Raw genomic sequence first — 17241 nt, 5'->3', positions numbered from 1 at the left:
GCTCATCCGCACACCCGCTCCCGATCGAGGCGGCGCACCGCCAGCATCAGGAAGGCTGCCGTGAATAGCAGAAAATAAGCCGCATCGGCGCTATTCAGGAATCCCCGGCTGATACGCTCGAAATGCCACAGCAGCGACAGCGCATGCCAGGCCCCCAGATCCTTTGATGCAATATCCAGCAGCCACAGGCCGAGAGAAGCGCCGATGCCGCCGATAGCCGCCACGGCGGGATGCGCGGTGAGGCAGGAAAAATACAGGCCGAGCGCGGCAAGGCAGGCTGCCAGCAATACCAGGCCGGACAGATTGGCAAGCAGCAGGCCTATATCAAGCTGCCCTCCCGCATAAAGCGAAAGTGACATGAGCAAGGCAAGCATGATGATCAGGCAGAGAAAACCCCACAAGCCAAGAAACTTGCCCAGCACGATGTCAGAGAGCGAAAGCGGCGCGGAAAGCAGCAGGGGCAGGGTATGGTTGCGCCGCTCTTCCGCGATCAGGCGCATGGCCAGGACCGGCGTCACCAGCAGCAGCAGCGTGGCGACCGCCCCGAACAGGGGAGCCGCCACCATTTCCGTCACGCCCGGAGGGTTGGCAAGCAACGCCAGTTGCGCTTGCAGCCCGGCAAAGGCATCCACCTGATTGATAAACAGCCATGCCAGCACCCCTTGCAGAACCCCAAGGGTAATCCAGGCAAGCGGCGAGCCGAACAGTGCCCTGAGCTCCTTGGTTGCGATGGTGGCGATCATGCCGCCTCCTCTGGCCTGGTCAGATGGAGGAAGCAGTCTTCCAGGCTGCCGCCGGCGCACTGTTGCCGCAAGTCTTCCAGTTGCCCGCTGAAAACAGCTCTGCCCTGCCGCAGGATCAGCACCCGGCTGCAGAGCGCTTCGGCTTCAGGCAGAAAGTGAGTGGATAAAATCACGCCATGGGAACGGCCCAGCTCGGCAATCAAAGCGCGAATTTCACGAATTTGCAGCGGGTCCAGCCCTGCCGTGGGCTCATCCAGAATGATCACTGCGGGCACATGGACGATTGCCTGGGCGATGCCGACCCGCTGCTGGTAACCCTTGGACAGATTGCCGATCAGCCGCTTCGCCACTTCCGTCAGATCACAGCGCTGCAGAGCCTGTATCACAGCGGTCCCCACACTGGATTCCGGCACCCGGTGCAGGCGAGCCACCAGATGCAGATATTCGCTCACGGTCATTTCACGATATAGGGGCGGGGTTTCGGGCAGATAGCCGAGATACCTTTTTGCCTCCACCGGCTTCTCGCACAGGTCTACGCCGCAAGCTTCGACACTGCCGGTGGTGGGGGCAAGATTGCCGCTCAGAATCCGCATCGTGGTGGATTTTCCCGCGCCATTCGGACCAAGCAGGCCCAGTATCTCTCCCGGGTGCAATTCCAGATCAAGCCCTTCCAGCACCACGCGATGGCCATAACGGCGGCTCAGGTTGCGGGCGCGAAGGGACGGCAGGGCTTCAGGCATAAAATTCGGGAGGCATGAGTTCAGAGTAGCCAGTTCAAAGGGTTGTGCCTATACTTGGCAAGCACTCATTATACTTGAGACCCCGAACACCAAGATGCCTACTCTGAAACTCAAACTCGCCTTATTGGCCTCCTCTCTGCTGGCACTGACGGCATGCGCGCCATTGCAGACCAGGCTGCCGTCTGCCGTCACGGAAAAACCCCAGCCCGAAGAGAAAAAACCGGCGCTCCCCAACCAGGAATTGACGGCGCAATCGCTTTATCAGTACCTGGTAGGCGAAGTAGCGCTGCAACGCGGCCAGCCGGAACTGGCAGCAGAAGCGCTGCTGGATCTGGCGAAGCAGACCCGCGACCCTCGCCTGGCCCAGCGTGCGACTGAAACCGCGGTTCAGGGGCGGCAAGCCGCCCAGGCTGGCGATGCGGCATCACTGTGGCAATCCCTCGATCCGGACTCTACCCAGGCCACCCAGGCTGCGGCTGCCCTGCTCATTAACAGCGGACGCCTGAGCGAGGCACGCCCCTATCTCGAGAAGCTCATCGCCGCCGAGGACGAAGGCCGCGCTGCCGCATTTCTCCACCTGAACCAGATGCTGGCGCGGCAACCCGACCGTGAGGCCGTATTGGCACTGGTGCAGGATCTTGCAAAACCCTATCCGGAGAGCGCTGAAGCCCATTTTACGATTGCCCAGGCGGCATGGAGCGCCGGCAAGCAACAGGAAGCCATCGCGGAATTGCGCCTGGCCGAGCGTTTGCGCCCGGGCTGGCAGCCCGCTGCATTGTTCCAGGGGCAGGCGCTGCAGCAGACATCCACCAGTGATGCCCTGGAATTTTACCGCGCCTTTCTGCGCGCTTACCCCAAGTCCGGCGAAGTGCGGCTCGCCTATGCCCGCCTGCTGGTGAGTGAAAAAGCCTATCCACAGGCCCGTGCGGAATTCCAGCGGGTGCTGGATGACGTGCCCAACAATGCCGAAATCAGTTTTGCCATTGGCCTGCTTGCCCTGCAGGTGTCCGACCTGGAAGCCGCAGAAACCTATTTGAAGCAGGCGCTTGCCGCAGGCTATAAGGATGCCGACCTGGCGCACTTCTACCTTGGCCAGGCGGCGGAAGAGCGCAAGCAGCTGGAACAGGCTGCGGAATGGTTCGCACGCATAGGCCCCGGGGAACACTACATCAGGGGCCAGATCCGCTACGCCGGCATACTGGCAAAACAGGGCAGGCTGGATGAGGCGCGCGCTCATCTGCAACAGGCTCAATCTCAGAATAATGCACAGCGAACCTTGCTGATCCAGGCTGAGGCGCAATTGCTACGCGAAGCGAAACGCCATCAGGATGCCTTTGATGTGCTGGGGAAAGGGCTGGAAAAGTTGCCCAGCCAGCCAGAACTTCTTTACGACCACGCCATGGGTGCCGAAAAACTCAACCTGCTGGATGTGGCGGAAAAAGACCTGCGCCAGCTGATCCAGCTCAAACCCGACAACGCCCACGCCTATAATGCCCTCGGCTACTCTTTTGCGGAACGCGGCATCCGTCTCGGAGAGGCGCTACAGTTGACGGAGAAGGCGCTATCCCTGGCGCCCAATGACCCCCTTATCATGGACAGCCTGGGCTGGACCTATTTCCGTATGGGAGAGCATGGCAAGGCCGTCGAGTGGCTGAAAAAAGCCCACGAACTGCGCCAGGACCCTGAAATTGCAGCGCATCTCGGCGAAGCGCTTTGGGTGCAGGGTCTGCATGATGAAGCGCGCAAGGTGTGGCAATCCGCCCTGAAACTTTCCCCGGAAAACGATGTATTGCTCAATGTCATGCAAAAATTCAAATAGCGGCTTCATGCTTTGGCTGCTGCTGGGCTCGCTGCTTCTGGGCGGTTGCGCCACGCCAGTGCTCAGGTTGCCAGCAGCGGCAGCCGTTCAAACCGTACCAGAATCGTTCCAGATGAATGGCCGGATTGGGGTGAAACATGATGAACAGGGGTTTTCCGGCAATCTGAGCTGGCGGCATCATGCAAATGAAGACGAGATCCAGTTGCGCTCCCCCCTCGGACAGACCGTGGCGCGCATACAGCGCAAGGCGGAAATCGTGACGCTGGATACCCCGGACGGCCATTACACCGCACAAAGCGCGGCAGAGTTGACCGAACAGGTGCTGGGCTGGCGCCTGCCGCTGGACGGGATGCAATACTGGGTGCTCGGCCGTCCGGCACCCGGCAGCATGGCCGAAAGCGAGCGTGATGACGGCATGCGCATCACCCGCTTGCGCCAGCAGGAGTGGGATATCAAATACCTGGACTACCGCATGGAAGGAAATCATGTCCTGCCATCCCGCATCACGATGCGCAACGATACACTTGAACTCAAGCTGATCGTGGATGATTGGGAGCTGCCATGAGCGACATCTCCTATCCGGCGCCAGCCAAGCTCAACCTGTTTCTGCACGTGGTGGGGCGGCGCCCGGACGGATACCACCTGCTGCAAAGCGTATTCCGTTTTATCGACTACGGCGACAGTCTGCGCTTCAGCCTTCGCGGCGACGGACAGGTGGTGCGCAAGACCGAACTGGACGGCGTTGCACCTGACAAAGACCTGGTGGTGCGCGCAGCACGCCTGCTTCAGGAACATACCGGCTGTACGCAAGGTGTGGAGATTGCTGTGGAGAAGCGCCTGCCAATGGGCGGCGGACTGGGTGGCGGCAGCTCTGATGCGGCCACCACCCTGCTGGCCCTGAACCGCCTGTGGCAACTCAACCTCCCCCGTACCCAATTGCAGCAACTGGGATTGCAACTGGGTGCCGACGTGCCGGTCTTCATATTTGGTGAAAGCGCATTTGCCGAGGGCGTGGGCGAACACCTTCAGCCCATCCATCTCCCTCCGGCTTGGTATGTGGTGCTGATCCCGCCTGTTTCGGTACCGACAGCAGAGATTTTTGCTGCGCCGGAATTGACACGAAACACGACTTCGATCAAAATACCGCTCCTCCTGACAGCCGATTTGCGCAACGATTTGCAAGCGCTTGTTTGCAGAAGGTATCCCGAGGTGGCTGAATATCTGGACTGGCTTGGTCAGCACGGAACAGCCAGGATGACAGGATCGGGGGCATGCGTATTCGCGGAGTTCGGCTCGGAAGACGAGGCAAGCCAGGTGTTAAGGCGCAAGCCTGCCGAATGGCGGGGTTTTGTAGCGCGAGGGCTGGACCGGCACCCGTTGCGGGATTTTGCAGACTAGATTAATTGGGGAGTCGCCAAGTGGTAAGGCACCGGATTTTGATTCCGGCATTCGTAGGTTCGATCCCTACCTCCCCAGCCAAATTTCAGGGGCGGGTGTTTAAACCCCGCCCCTTTGTTTTTTATTCGCTGAGATAGGCACCTCATGGCGTACGGCAGCATGATGGTTTTTACCGGCAATGCCAATCCACGGCTTGCTGAAGAAGTGGTGAAGCATCTCAATATTCATCTTGGGCGCGCAGTCGTCGGGCGCTTCTCGGATGGCGAGGTGATGGTCGAATTGCTCGAAAACGTGCGCGGCAGGGACGTTTTCGTATTGCAATCCACCTGCATGCCAACCAACGACACGCTGATGGAAGTGATGGTCATGGTGGACGCGCTGAAGCGCGCCTCCGCTGGACGTATTACCGCTGCCATTCCCTACCTTGGCTATGCCCGTCAGGACCGCCGCCCGCGTTCCGCCCGTGTGGCAATCACCGCCAAGGTTGTGGCCAACATGCTGCAGAGCGTAGGTGTGGACCGGTTGTTGACCATGGATCTGCATTCTGACCAGATCCAGGGGTTCTTCGATATCCCGGTGGACAATGTTTATTCCGCGCCCATCCTTCTCGGCGACATATGGAAGCATGACCACAAGAACCTGATGGTGGTTTCGCCGGACGTAGGCGGCGTGGTACGCGCCCGTGCCCTGGCAAAGCGCCTGGAATCGGACCTGGCGATCATCGACAAGCGTCGCCCCAAGCCTAACGTGGCCAAGGTGATGCACATCATTGGCGATGTGTCCGGCCGCACCTGCATCCTCATGGACGACCTGGTGGATACCGCCAACACCCTGTGCGAAGCCGCTGCTGCACTCAAGGAGCATGGCGCGGAGCGGGTACTGGCTTACTGTACCCATGCGGTACTGTCCGGCAGCGCAGTCGAAAGGGTCATGAACTCCCATCTCGACGAACTGGTGGTGACCGACACCATCCCGCTGCGCGAAGAGGCCAAAAACTGTGGTCGTATCCGCCAGCTCTCGGTAGCCGAACTGATGGCCGAGACGATACGCAGAATCAGCAACGAGGACTCGGTAAGTTCCTTGTTCATGGAATAGCTTGGTTTGTTGGGTTAGGCCATAGGCCGTAACCCGACAAACCGGCTTGTTACACCGCCTGGTCGCGGGCGGTTTTTTGTACACACTTGGAGTAATGCAATGACCATTGAATTTAACGCAACCTTGCGCACGGTGCAGGGAACGGGTGCGAGCCGCCGTCTCCGCCATGCCGGCAAAACCCCAGCCATCGTCTACGGCGTTGGCGAAGAAACCGCAGTGATCGAACTGGACCACAATGAAATCTATCATGCGCTGCGCCATGAGAGCTTCCACTCTTCCATCCTCACCATGAACCTGAATTCCAAAAAGGAAAAGGTTCTGTTGCGCGATTACCAGATGCACCCTTTCAAGCAACTGGTGATGCACGTGGATTTCCAGCGCGTCAACCCGAAACTGAAGATTCACATGAAAGTGCCATTCCACTTCACCAATACCGATATAGCACCGGGCGTGAAGCTGACCGGCAGCACCGTGAACCACGTCATGACAGAAGCGGACGTAAGTTGCCTGCCCAAGGATCTGCCCGAGTTCGTCGAAGTGGATCTGTCCAGCCTGGCAGCAGGCCACTCCATCCACATGGCTGAAATCAAACTGCCAAAGGGCGTGGAATTCGTGCAACTGGCTCACGGCGACAATGCCGTAGTTGTAACCATTCCGACCCCGCGCGGCGGCGCAACTGAAGCTGCAGGCGAAGAAGCAGCTTCCTGATCGGGCGCCTCTGGCGCTAAAACAGAAAAGCCCGTCAAAATTCTTGACGGGCTTTTTTTATTCACAAGGACGAAAGCAGATGCCGCCTATTCGACTGATCGTGGGACTCGGCAATCCTGGCCGGGAATATGAAGATACCCGGCATAACGCGGGATTCTGGTGGGTGGAGCGCGTCGCGACCGCGCGCGGCGCGTCGCTCAATCCGGACAAGAAATTTCACGGCCTGGCGGCACGCATCCACGTCGCCGGATATGAAGCCTGGCTGCTCAAACCCGCCACATTCATGAACCGTAGCGGACAGGCCGTAAGCGCACTGGCTGCCTTTTACAAAATCACCCCGGAAGAAATTCTGGTGATTCACGATGAACTCGACCTGCCGCCAGGCGAGGCCCGCCTCAAGAAAAGCGGCGGCCATGGCGGGCACAATGGCCTGCGCGACATCATTGCGCATCTAGGCACCCAGGACTTCTGGCGTCTGCGTCTGGGCATTGGCCATCCCGGCGACAAATCCCAGGTCGCGGATTTTGTGCTGCATCCCGCACGGCGCGAGGAGCAGGAACTGATCGACGCCGCCGTGGACAAGAGCCTGCCCCTGCTGCCGCAACTGCTGGCGGGTGAATTTCCGGCGGCCATGCTCAAGCTGCATACCAGGGCGCCTGGATAGCCGCTTCAACAAAATGAACAATAACTAATCATCCTCTGTCAACCCGGATTCAGGCCGCAGCGTTGAATGTCCCATGGCGGATTGCCGCCAGACATCCAACGGAGGGTAAGATGGGTAGCCTTAGCAATGAATCCTTTGATAGTTTTCTTGATTCCCTGAAAAAAGCCGGTATTGAAATCAGCAACGAACGCGAACTGCGCGAGCGTCTGGCAGAAGCTCAACGCTGGCGTTATGCATTCACCACCCTGGCCTCGAACGGCCGTTCAATCGGCATCTGCTTCGAGGAGCGCGATGCAGAATGCAACAAATCGGAAATCCACCGCGCTTTCTCCGAATTCCAGTTTCCGGAAAATGCTGTCGCAATTTTCGACGCCAGCCTCAAGACTCGTCACTGACAAATAGCGTCTGCCGATCGCGCAGATCAAAGGTTCGCCTCATGGCAGGTCTTTTCGTTCTGCGATAAACTGCGTGCCGGATTGGGTTTTCCTCTAATGGAGAGGCAAGGGCGCCGGTGAGCAAACAGACTTTGGACCGTATCCTGCAATCGCAGGGCTTTGGCACCCGCAAGGGCTGCCAGCAACTGATCGCGCACGGAGAAGTCTCGATCGATGGAGAAACTGTAACCGCCAATCGTGCCAGTTTTGAAACAGTTGGCCTGACTTTTACAGTATTTGATGAACCCTGGATCTATCGCGAGCATGTCTATATTGCACTGAACAAACCCGCCGGTTTCGAATGCTCCAGAAAAACCAGCCACCATCCCGGCGTGTTGACACTGCTACCGGAACAATTCACCTGGCGCGACGTTCAACCGATTGGCCGTCTCGATCATGACACCACCGGCCTCTTGCTGATGTCTGACGAAGGCCCCTTCATTCATGCCCAGTCGTCCCCGAAACGGCATGTTCCGAAAATCTACATTGCCACTACGCATGATCCGGTCACGCCAGAACTGGTCGAGGAATTGCTGTCCGGCGTGCAACTCCATGACGAACCCGCCCCGCTAGCAGCAGTGAGTTGCCGCACGCTGGATACGCACCGCGTTGAAATCGTGCTGGAACAAGGGAAATACCATCAGGTCAAGCGCATGCTGGCGGCTACCGGAAATCATTGCAGCGCCCTGCAACGCTCGGCAATCGGTCTCCTGACGCTGGAATCGCTTGGGCTGGAAGAAGGTGAATGGTGCTATCTCGATGCCGCCCAGCTGGCCCTGCTGACTGCTCCGCCGCCGCAAGGCTGAACCTTCCTCAATAGTGGCCCTTTGAATGCCGGGGATTTCTGCAACCGATTGGTCGCGCTGGACACAAAAACAATCCGGTCCAATACGTTCGTGCCGTCAATATATGATTCGGCACAACAAAAATTCGTCTGCATCGTGCCACGGTCAATTGTGGCGGCTCAGCATCAGGCCAATTTCATCCTGATCGTTGATCCCCGCATGTAATTCGACAAAATTCTTGTTTACCGTGGCCTGGATCTTGTCATCAATCAGGTAAACCGGCCACTCTTCGCCGCGCTGGCGCAGAAAAGCCAGCAGGCCGCGCAGATCCTGCACGCTGTGTGGAAGCTTCACTTCCTCGGCGGTTTTGCCAAGGCGTTCGGCGAGAGTGGAAAAATACAATATCCTGGCCATTGATGAGCTCCTTTATTTTAGGGCGCGAAATTAGTGTCAACGCGCCCTGGATGACAACTTACCACTTAACTACATGTACATTGGAGAGGGTTCGCCCGAGAAAGCGTTCACCGATGGTTTGGAAACGCAGCGGCACGTCCGTGACATAGAATTGATAGTCCGGCTGATTGCGCTGCGGGTTGGCCAGGTCAAGGCCGGCCAGTAGCGCCGCGGCCTCCTCCGCCATGGCTTCGGCCGAATCCACCAGTTTCACGCCGCTGCCCGCGACGTCCTGCAGCAAGGGCTTGAGCAGGGGGTAGTGGGTACACCCCAGGACCAGAGTGTCGACATCCTGAGCCAGCACCGGTTTAAGGTATTCCTGCGCGGTGAGCCGGGTGACGGGGTGATCGAGCCAGCCCTCCTCCACCAGCGGCACAAACAGCGGGCAGGCCTGGGAAAAAATGCGCACATCCGGCTCGTACTGGTGGATGGCACGCGCGTAGGCATTACTGTTGATGGTGGTGGGCGTGCCAATAATACCCACCTTCCTGCGGTTGCTGGCCGCAATGGCACCCAGCGCACCGGCGTCGATCACATCCAGCACAGGCACCGGAGAAAGATCCTTCACCACCTGCGAGGCCACGGCTGCCATGGTATTGCAGGCGATGATCAGCATCTTGACCTGCTTTTGCAGCAGGAATTCGGCAATTTCGCGAGTGTAGTAGGAAATGGTTTCCACGGATTTGACACCGTAAGGTACCCGCGCGGTGTCGCCGAAGTAGATGATGTTCTCGAATGGCAAGCGCTCCATCATGGCGCGCACAACCGTCAATCCGCCGACGCCGGAATCGAACACGCCGATGGCGTTGCCGGGATTAGCTTGCATGAGTCATTCCTTTCATTGCGTTCAACCCTTGCTGGACGCCGGGATATTCCAGCTTCACTTTCAATTCCACCTTGATGCGGCGATTCAATATCCGGCGTGATTCCTGCATATAGGACAGCATGCCCGGCGAGATCTCCTGCTGCGCCTCCTGCCATGAAATCCGGCGCGGGCGGTCGATCCTGCAATGGTCTGCAACGAGGTCGAAATAATCGGCCATTTTCATCGGCACATCGTCGCAGGCATTGTAAACCCTGTTGTGGCGACCACGAACTAATGCCGCGGCGGCAATGCGTGCCAGATCATCGCCGTGAATGTGGTTGGTGTAGCCGTCATCTTCCTCGCGTAGCGCCGGAATGCCTTTTTTCAGCCGCTCCAGCGGCAGACGGCCAACGGCATAAATTCCCGGCACCCGCAGGATGCTCACCCTGACGCCGTGGCGCTGCCCCCAGCGCCGCAAGGCGGCTTCCGCATCCGCGCGTCGCACCGCGCGGGCCGTGGCCGGGCAAATACGATGAAGCTCGTCTACCTCGCCACCCTGACAATCGCCATACACCCCGGTGGTACTGATATAGACCAGGCGCTGTGGTAAACTTTTTCCTTGCGTCAGAGCGGCAAGCAGGTTGCGGGTGCGCAGATCGTGCCTGCCCTGGCGCTGTGGCGGAGCAAAATGGAGCACGGCATCAGCCAGACCGCCAAGGCGCCCCAAAGTGGATGCCTGGTCGAGATCGCCTGGAACGGGCGTCACACCCTGGCTGCGAACCCTTTCCGCGCCCGCGGCATTGCGTGCCAGCCCGTAAATGCGATAACGATGGGACAGCAGCGCGGCAGCCCGGGTTCCGATGTCGCCATAACCTACGATCAATAATTTTTGCATTTGTTACTCAATCAGGGTGTTCCATGTCATTTCAAGTCACCATCAAGCCCAGCAACCACCAATATTCAATGCCGGAGCATGAAACCATTCTTGAATCAGCCCTGCGCGAGGGCTTTGCCGTTCCTTACGGATGCCGCGATGGCGCCTGTGGCAGTTGCAAGGGGAAAATTCTGCAGGGCCAGGTGGATTATGGAAAATATCAGGACTCTGTCCTCAGCGAAACTGAAAAACTCGCCGGAATGGCCCTGTTCTGCACTGCCCGGCCACTCACCGATGTAGTGATCGAATGCAGAGAGGTCGGGGCGGCGCGTGATATCCCAGTCAAGACCATGCCATGCCGCGTGCATAAAATGGAAAAAATCGCACACGATGTGATGATACTGCACCTCAAGTTGCCCGCGAATGAACGCCTGCAATTTCTTGCCGGGCAGTATATCGACATCCTGCTCAAGGATGGCAAACGGCGCAGTTATTCCCTGGCCAACGCACCTCATGATGACGGCTTTCTGCAACTGCACATTCGCCACATTCCGGGCGGCTCGTTTACCGATCAGGTATTTAACAGCATGCAGGAAAAAGCCATTCTTCGCTTCGAAGGGCCGCATGGCAGTTTCTTCCTGCGCGAGGACAGCACCAAGCCGATCATTTTAATAGCCGGCGGCACTGGTTTTGCCCCCATCAAGGGCATTCTGGAGCACGCATTCCAGACACGCAGCAAGCGTGAAATGGTGCTCTACTGGGGGGTGCGCAGCCTGCGCGACCTCTATATGCCGCATCTGGCCGGGCAGTGGCAGCAGGCGCATCCCCATTTCACTTTCATCCCCGTCCTGTCCGAGCCGCTCCCGGAAGATAATTGGCCGGGCCGCACGGGACTGGTGCACCAGGCGGTTTTGGATGATTTTGCCGATCTGTCTGGATACCAGGTCTATGCCTGTGGCGCGCCGCAGATGGTCAATGCCGCACGCCAGGCTTTTGCGGCAAAGGGAATGCCGGAGGATGAATTTTTTGCGGATGCCTTTACTTTTTCAACGGGCGGTTAACTGAAAACCGGGGGTCTGAATCGGCCAGGGCGCGTGAAGAAGCGATGATTTGCAGCGGATCACGGGGTTAATCAGGCGGCTAGCGGTTTATAATCGCTGCCATGAAAATGAATATAGAGGTCAAACGAAAATGGCAACTGAAGAAAACAGCAAAACCTATGAAGTGGGTTTTTCAACGGAGCAAATGCAACATATTTTTTATATGACTTGCCCGGATGGCGTTGATGCGAAAACATTTGCACATGCGGTTTTCCATTATTACGACACGCCTGCGGAATGGGGTAAAAAGCGTGGCATAACGGCCATCGCGGAGATAAAACCAAAAAATTGCATCCCGGATTTCCTGCATATAGCCATGCTGGATAAAAAAGAATTGGCCATGCCGGAAGAAAACGAAGAATCACTCAAGGCCGTCAGGGAAATAACGCAGCAGGTCATGGAGGCCGGGTACGTGCCGATGGCTATCTATGACGAAGAAAACAAAACTATGACGGTCTACGCGACAAATAAACTGGAAGTGGACCCGCAAACCGGCGCTACAAGCGTTGTCCTGAATTTCAGCCTGTTTGGAGGCGCCGTAGCCAAGGCCCGCTAAGTACTGCTGGCACATCGTATGCGGTTTTCTTGAGAGCGGATGCTTGCCCTGAACTCTGATTTTCCTCTCGGGCGCAAGGACGGCGCATTGCTTGATGCTTAGCTATCAGCGTCTGGCTGGCCAGCTTGTGGCACCACAGGCTCTTCGCTCTGGCTATTGTCAGGTGCATTCTTCCGCTGCTGTTTTTCTTCTTTTTTCTGTTTTTTCGCCAGTTCTTTCTGGCGTTTCTCATAAGAGTAATTGGGCTTTACCATGTGGGTTCCTGTTTTATGCTGGGTGCCTCTTAGGGTAACCCAGACACGGCAAAATTGAAATTAATGAGGGTTTGCCGTGCCCCCGGGATGTTCCCGGGTTATGACCGGGGCCGATAGGCCCAGCGCAGCATGGCGATTCCGGCAAGAATCATGGGTAGCGAAAGCCACTGGCCCATGGAGAGTCCAAGGCTGAGGAGGCCAAGAAAATTGTCCGGTTCGCGGGCGAACTCCGCCAGGAAACGGAAACTGCCATAGCCGGTCAGGAACAAACCGGAAACCGCCCCGGCCGGGCGCGGTTTGGCGGAAAACCACCACAGCAGGGCGAACAGTGCCAGCCCTTCAAGCGCGAATTGATACAGCTGCGAAGGGTGGCGCGCAATGCCATCACCTGCCTGGGGAAAGATCATGCCCCAGCCGGCATCGGTGGGGCGCCCCCACAATTCACCATTGATGAAATTTCCAACGCGCCCCGCGCCCAGTCCCAGCGGCACCAGCGGCGCGATGAAGTCGGTCACGGCCAGCCAGGATTTGCCGCTCTTGCGCGCAAACAGCCACATCGCTACCAGCACGCCGAGAAAGCCGCCGTGGAAGGACATCCCGCCCTGCCATACGGCAAAAATTTCCAGCGGATGCTGCAGGTAGTAGGCAGCCTTGTAAAACACGATATAGCCCAGCCGTCCACCCAGTACCACCCCTAGTACGCCATAGAACAGCAGGTCATCGAGTTCGCGTTTGCTCCAGCCCAGATCCGGACGGGCGCGCATGCGATGGCGGCCGAGGCCGAGAAACAAGGCGAAGGCGGTGAGATACATCAAGCCATACCAGTGAATGGCAAGGGGGCCGAGATGGAGAGCAACGGGGTCAAACTGGGGGTGGATGAGCATTGAGGGCCGGACTAATTCGGTTAGAATGCGGGAATTATACGTGTTTTTATCTGGAGTCCCGCGATGCCGCAATACCGTTCCCGCACCACCACCCATGGCCGCAACATGGCCGGCGCCCGCGCCTTGTGGCGCGCTACCGGCATGACCGATGGCGATTTCGGCAAGCCCATCATTGCCATTGCCAATTCCTTTACCCAGTTCGTGCCGGGGCACGTGCACCTCAAGGACATGGGCCAGCTGGTGGCGCGCGAGATCGAGGCTGCCGGTGGCGTGGCCAAGGAATTCAACACCATCGCGGTGGACGACGGCATTGCCATGGGCCACGGCGGCATGCTCTACAGCCTGCCTTCGCGCGAACTGATCGCCGACAGCGTCGAATACATGGTGAATGCCCACTGCGCCGATGCGCTGGTGTGCATTTCCAACTGCGACAAGATCACCCCGGGCATGCTGATGGCGGCCCTGCGTCTCAATATCCCCACGATTTTTGTTTCCGGCGGACCGATGGAAGCCGGCAAGGCGGTGATTCACGGCAAAACCCTGGCACTCGATCTGGTGGATGCCATGGTGTTCGCGGCCGATTCGAAGGAGTCAGACGAGGACGTAGCCGCTATCGAGCGTTCCGCCTGCCCGACCTGCGGTTCCTGCTCCGGCATGTTTACCGCCAATTCCATGAACTGCCTGGTGGAATCGCTGGGCCTGGGCTTGCCCGGCAACGGTTCGCTGGTGGCGACGCACGCCGACCGCAAGCGCCTGTTCCTCGAAGCCGGGCGGCTGATCGTGGCTATCGCCAAGAGCCATTACGAGCGCGACGACATGTCGGTGCTGCCGCGTTCCATCGCGACTTTCGAAGCCTTCGAGAACGCCGTGGCGCTGGATATCGCCATGGGCGGCTCGACCAATACTGTGCTGCACCTTCTGGCCGCGGCGCATGAGGCGGGCGTGGATTTCACCATGAAGGACATCGACCGTATGTCGCGCAAGGTGCCGCATCTCTCCAAGGTGGCCCCCAGCATCCAGACCTACCACATGGAAGACGTGCACCGCGCCGGCGGCATCATGGCGATTCTCGGCGAACTGGACCGTGCCGGGCTGCTGCATCGCGACCTGCCGACCATCCACAGCCCATCCATGGGACAGGCGCTGGCGCACTGGGACGTGCTCCGCACCACGGACGAGAAAGTGAAGACCTTTTACCGCGCCGCACCCGGCGGGGTGCCGACCACGGTGGCATTCAGCCAGGACAAGCGCTTCGCGGAGCTGGATCTCGACCGGGAAAACGGCTGCATCCGCGACCTGGCCCACGCCTATTCCCAGGACGGTGGGCTGGCGGTGCTGTATGGCAACATTGCCGAGGATGGCTGCATCGTCAAAACCGCCGGGGTGGACGCGAGCATCCTCAAGTTCACTGGCCGGGCACGTATTTTCGAAAGCCAGGAAGATTCCGTGGCGGCCATTCTCGCCGGCCAGATCGTGGCCGGCGACGTGGTGGTGATCCGTTATGAAGGGCCGCGCGGCGGTCCCGGCATGCAGGAAATGCTGTACCCGACCAGTTACCTCAAATCCCAGGGGCTGGGCAAGGCCTGTGCTCTGCTCACCGATGGACGTTTCTCCGGCGGCACTTCGGGCTTGAGTATCGGCCACGTTTCGCCGGAAGCGGCCGAGGGCGGCGCCATCGGCCTGGTGGAAGAGGGTGACACGATCGAGATCGATATCCCGAATCGCGGCATCAACCTGATGGTGTCGTGGGAAGAGCTCTCGCACCGCCGCGCGCTGATGGAAGAAAAAGGCGCAAAGGCCTGGCAGCCTGCCAAGCGCGCACGCCTGGTGTCCCAGGCACTGCAAGCGTACGCTGCCATGACCACCTCGGCTGCCAAAGGCGCAGTGCGGGATGTGTCGCAACTGGTGAAACGGTGATGCAGCGTACTGCATTCTGCTTCGGGGTCGCATCCCCCGCCTGCGGCGGCGGAATCCTGCTCTGCCCTTCGCAGATGCACGCCTTCATGACCACCTCGGCTGCCAAAGGCGCGGTGCGAGACGTTTCACAGTTGAAGCGTTAAGCCGCATGGCCTTGTCCACTCACGAGCACAAGCTTGCTCTCGACGAAGTTCTCGCCGAGCTGGTTGCGGACGGCCTGGTGCCACAGGCAAATGCCGACAAGATCAATTTCCCGGCACGCAACCAGGGCGGCGTCAAGCTGCACCCGCTGGTGGTGGTGGCAAGCCAGAAATGGAAAAATCCGCGCCCGCCTTTTCAGAGCCTTGACCTTGATGAGCTGACCCAGTGGCTGGCGGGGAAAGTGGGCTTGCCCTGCCAGCATATCGACCCGCTCAAGGTGGATGTGTCCGCCGTGGCCAAGGTCATGTCGCATGCCTATGCCACGCGCTTCATGGTCCTGCCGATCGCTTCCAGCCCACGCGAAGTGGTGGTGGCGACTGCCGAGCCTTTCGAGCGCGAATGGGAAAAGGAAATCGCGCAGATCCTGCGCTGTGAGATTCGCCGCGTGATCGCGACCCCGGAGCAGATCAAGCGTTACCTGCCGGAATTCTACAATCTGGCGCGCTCCATGAAAGGGGCGCTGAAAACGCATGAAGGCGCGGGCCAGTCCGGGATCGCCAATTTCGAGCAACTGGTCGAACTGTCGCGTACCGGCCATCTCGATGCCAACGACCAGCACGTGGTGCAGATCGTGGACTGGCTGTTCCAGTACGCGTTCGAGCAGCGCGCATCGGATATTCACCTTGAGCCGCGGCGCGATTCGGGCAATGTGCGCTTCCGTATCGACGGCGTGATGCATCATGTGTACCAGATACCTTCCCCAGTGGTGATTGCCATCACCAGCCGCATCAAGGGCCTGGGGCGCATGGACATCGTCGAGAAGCGGCGCCCGCAGGATGGCCGCATCAAGACCCGCACTCCCGACGGGCAGGAAATCGAGCTGCGGCTTTCCACCATGCCCACCGCCTTTGGCGAGAAACTGGTGATGCGGATTTTCAACCCCGACGTGATCGTGCAGGACTTCAAGGATCTTGGCTTTGGCGAGCAGGAAGAACAGCGCTGGAACCAGATGGTGTCGCAGCCTAACGGCATCGTGCTGGTCACCGGGCCGACCGGCTCGGGCAAGACCACCACGCTGTACTCCACACTGCGCACCCTGGCCCAGCCCGAGGTCAACGTGTGCACGGTTGAAGACCCGATCGAGATGGTCATGCCGCAGTTCAACCAGATGCAGGTGCAGCACAACATCGGCCTGGATTTCGCCAGCGGCGTCCGCACCCTGATGCGGCAGGACCCGGACATCATCATGGTAGGCGAGATCCGCGATCTGGAAACGGCGGAAATGGCGATCCAGGCGGCGCTGACCGGCCACCTCGTGCTCTCCACCCTGCATACCAACGATGCGCCCTCGGCGATTACCCGCATGCTCGATCTCGGCGTGCCCGGCTATCTGCTCAACTCCACCCTGCTGGGGGTGCTCGGCCAGCGGCTGGTGCGCACCCTGTGCCCGCACTGCAAGGAAAAAACCGGTATCGACGAGGATGCCTGGAACGCCATGGTGGCGCCCTGGAAAGCCTCGCCACCCGCCAGCATCAATGCACCAAAAGGCTGCCTGGAATGCCGCATGACCGGCTACCTGGGGCGCTCCGGCATTTATGAAATCATGCTTCTATCGCCGGCGCTGAAGAAACTCGTTGCCAGCTCTGCCGATATCGCCCTGATCCGGGAGCAGGCCTACAAGGAAGGCATGCGGCCGCTGCGCATCAGCGGTGCGCAGAAGGTGGCTGCGGGCGTGACCACCATGGACGAGGTGCTGCGCGTTACGCCGCCGCCGGGGCAGTAGCCGGCAAAGTTTTTTCCGGAATCTGTTTTTGTTCAGGTTTCTGTCAGCTTGCGTGTGCAAAAATTCTTGCAATGGCAGCAGGTTAGTT

At 59.0% G+C, this 17241-nt stretch carries 20 protein-coding genes and 1 tRNA gene; 14 read left to right on the top strand and 7 right to left on the bottom strand.

Translation table 11 applies throughout. From position 1 onward, the window contains the following. Window positions 1–2 precede the first annotated feature (2 nt). Together WC392_05465 and WC392_05460 are read right to left on the bottom strand one after the other, a co-directional pair. The gene (locus tag WC392_05465; protein ID MFA5241812.1) at window positions 3–743 is read right to left on the bottom strand and encodes an ABC transporter permease subunit; all 741 of its coding nucleotides are present in this window, start codon (window positions 741–743) and stop codon (window positions 3–5) included. Beyond that, complete coding sequence (locus tag WC392_05460) at window positions 740–1483, bottom strand: ABC transporter ATP-binding protein (protein MFA5241811.1); 744 nt, start codon at window positions 1481–1483, stop codon at window positions 740–742. The genes WC392_05465 and WC392_05460 overlap by 4 nt, the downstream gene beginning before the upstream one ends. A gap of 94 nt (window positions 1484–1577) precedes the next feature. On the opposite strand from WC392_05460, the gene WC392_05455 reads away from it, so the two are divergent. From WC392_05455 to WC392_05415, 9 genes are all read left to right on the top strand, one after another. After that, window positions 1578–3302: a tetratricopeptide repeat protein gene (locus WC392_05455; GenBank protein ID MFA5241810.1), complete on the top strand. Its 1725-nt coding sequence runs from the start codon at window positions 1578–1580 to the stop codon at window positions 3300–3302. Window positions 3303–3309: 7 nt separating this feature from the next. After that, entirely contained in the window at window positions 3310–3867 is a 558-nt protein-coding gene (gene lolB / locus WC392_05450) for a lipoprotein insertase outer membrane protein LolB (protein ID MFA5241809.1), read from the top strand. Beyond that, window positions 3864–4700: a 4-(cytidine 5'-diphospho)-2-C-methyl-D-erythritol kinase gene (gene ispE / locus WC392_05445; protein MFA5241808.1), complete on the top strand. Its 837-nt coding sequence runs from the start codon at window positions 3864–3866 to the stop codon at window positions 4698–4700. Before lolB ends, ispE begins: the two co-directional genes overlap by 4 nt. Before the next feature lie 6 nt (window positions 4701–4706). Further along, window positions 4707–4781, top strand: a tRNA-Gln gene (locus tag WC392_05440). A gap of 63 nt (window positions 4782–4844) precedes the next feature. Further along, the gene (locus WC392_05435) at window positions 4845–5795 is read left to right on the top strand and encodes a ribose-phosphate pyrophosphokinase (protein ID MFA5241807.1); all 951 of its coding nucleotides are present in this window, start codon (window positions 4845–4847) and stop codon (window positions 5793–5795) included. A 99-nt stretch (window positions 5796–5894) separates the two neighbouring features. After that, window positions 5895–6503 carry a 50S ribosomal protein L25/general stress protein Ctc gene (locus tag WC392_05430; protein MFA5241806.1) on the top strand — a complete coding sequence of 203 codons (609 nt, stop codon included), beginning with the start codon at window positions 5895–5897 and terminating at the stop codon, window positions 6501–6503. A gap of 79 nt (window positions 6504–6582) precedes the next feature. After that, the gene (gene pth / locus WC392_05425; protein ID MFA5241805.1) at window positions 6583–7167 is read left to right on the top strand and encodes an aminoacyl-tRNA hydrolase; all 585 of its coding nucleotides are present in this window, start codon (window positions 6583–6585) and stop codon (window positions 7165–7167) included. Window positions 7168–7277: 110 nt separating this feature from the next. Further along, on the top strand, window positions 7278–7562 hold the full coding sequence (locus tag WC392_05420; GenBank protein MFA5241804.1) for a hypothetical protein: 285 nt from the start codon (window positions 7278–7280) through the stop codon (window positions 7560–7562). A gap of 116 nt (window positions 7563–7678) precedes the next feature. After that, the gene (locus WC392_05415; protein MFA5241803.1) at window positions 7679–8407 is read left to right on the top strand and encodes a 16S rRNA pseudouridine(516) synthase; all 729 of its coding nucleotides are present in this window, start codon (window positions 7679–7681) and stop codon (window positions 8405–8407) included. 144 nt (window positions 8408–8551) lie between these two features. Here the strand turns inward: WC392_05415 and WC392_05410 are convergent, their stop codons facing one another. From WC392_05410 to WC392_05400, 3 genes are read right to left on the bottom strand one after another with little or no spacing between them, the layout of a single operon-like run. Continuing rightward, a complete protein-coding gene (locus tag WC392_05410) occupies window positions 8552–8800 on the bottom strand; it encodes a MoaD/ThiS family protein (protein MFA5241802.1) in 249 nt (82 codons plus the stop codon). A 58-nt stretch (window positions 8801–8858) separates the two neighbouring features. Next, window positions 8859–9665 carry a glutamate racemase gene (gene murI / locus WC392_05405; protein MFA5241801.1) on the bottom strand — a complete coding sequence of 269 codons (807 nt, stop codon included), beginning with the start codon at window positions 9663–9665 and terminating at the stop codon, window positions 8859–8861. After that, window positions 9655–10539, bottom strand: a complete 885-nt coding sequence (locus tag WC392_05400; GenBank protein MFA5241800.1) for an SDR family oxidoreductase — start codon at window positions 10537–10539, stop codon at window positions 9655–9657. The genes murI and WC392_05400 overlap by 11 nt, the downstream gene beginning before the upstream one ends. 23 nt (window positions 10540–10562) lie before the next feature. On the opposite strand from WC392_05400, the gene WC392_05395 reads away from it, so the two are divergent. Then, window positions 10563–11579, top strand: a complete 1017-nt coding sequence (locus tag WC392_05395) for a CDP-6-deoxy-delta-3,4-glucoseen reductase (GenBank protein MFA5241799.1) — start codon at window positions 10563–10565, stop codon at window positions 11577–11579. A 130-nt stretch (window positions 11580–11709) separates the two neighbouring features. Then, the gene (locus WC392_05390) at window positions 11710–12174 is read left to right on the top strand and encodes a hypothetical protein (protein ID MFA5241798.1); all 465 of its coding nucleotides are present in this window, start codon (window positions 11710–11712) and stop codon (window positions 12172–12174) included. Between the two features lie 98 nt (window positions 12175–12272). On the opposite strand, the gene WC392_05385 is transcribed toward WC392_05390, so the two are convergent. Both WC392_05385 and lgt read right to left on the bottom strand, forming a co-directional pair. Next, window positions 12273–12428 (bottom strand): hypothetical protein, encoded by a 156-nt coding sequence (locus WC392_05385; protein ID MFA5241797.1) that lies wholly within the window; start codon window positions 12426–12428, stop codon window positions 12273–12275. A gap of 98 nt (window positions 12429–12526) precedes the next feature. Then, window positions 12527–13312, bottom strand: coding sequence for a prolipoprotein diacylglyceryl transferase (gene lgt, locus WC392_05380; GenBank protein MFA5241796.1), 786 nt, complete (start codon window positions 13310–13312; stop codon window positions 12527–12529). A 63-nt stretch (window positions 13313–13375) separates the two neighbouring features. Between lgt and ilvD the strand changes: the two genes are divergently transcribed. The 3 genes from ilvD to WC392_05365 are packed head-to-tail and all read left to right on the top strand — an operon-like array spanning window position 13376 to window position 17153. Then, window positions 13376–15229: a dihydroxy-acid dehydratase gene (gene ilvD / locus WC392_05375; protein ID MFA5241795.1), complete on the top strand. Its 1854-nt coding sequence runs from the start codon at window positions 13376–13378 to the stop codon at window positions 15227–15229. Then, window positions 15229–15372: a hypothetical protein gene (locus tag WC392_05370; protein MFA5241794.1), complete on the top strand. Its 144-nt coding sequence runs from the start codon at window positions 15229–15231 to the stop codon at window positions 15370–15372. Before ilvD ends, WC392_05370 begins: the two co-directional genes overlap by 1 nt. Before the next feature lie 5 nt (window positions 15373–15377). Then, the gene (locus WC392_05365) at window positions 15378–17153 is read left to right on the top strand and encodes a GspE/PulE family protein (protein MFA5241793.1); all 1776 of its coding nucleotides are present in this window, start codon (window positions 15378–15380) and stop codon (window positions 17151–17153) included. The last annotated feature ends 88 nt before the right edge of the window (window positions 17154–17241 follow it).

Origin of the sequence: Sulfuricella sp. (genome assembly GCA_041651995.1) — a bacterium.
GTDB lineage: Bacteria > Pseudomonadota > Gammaproteobacteria > Burkholderiales > Sulfuricellaceae > Sulfurimicrobium.
The sequence above is the reverse complement of the archived record's forward strand: the minus strand, read 5'-3'. Positions and strand labels throughout refer to the sequence as shown.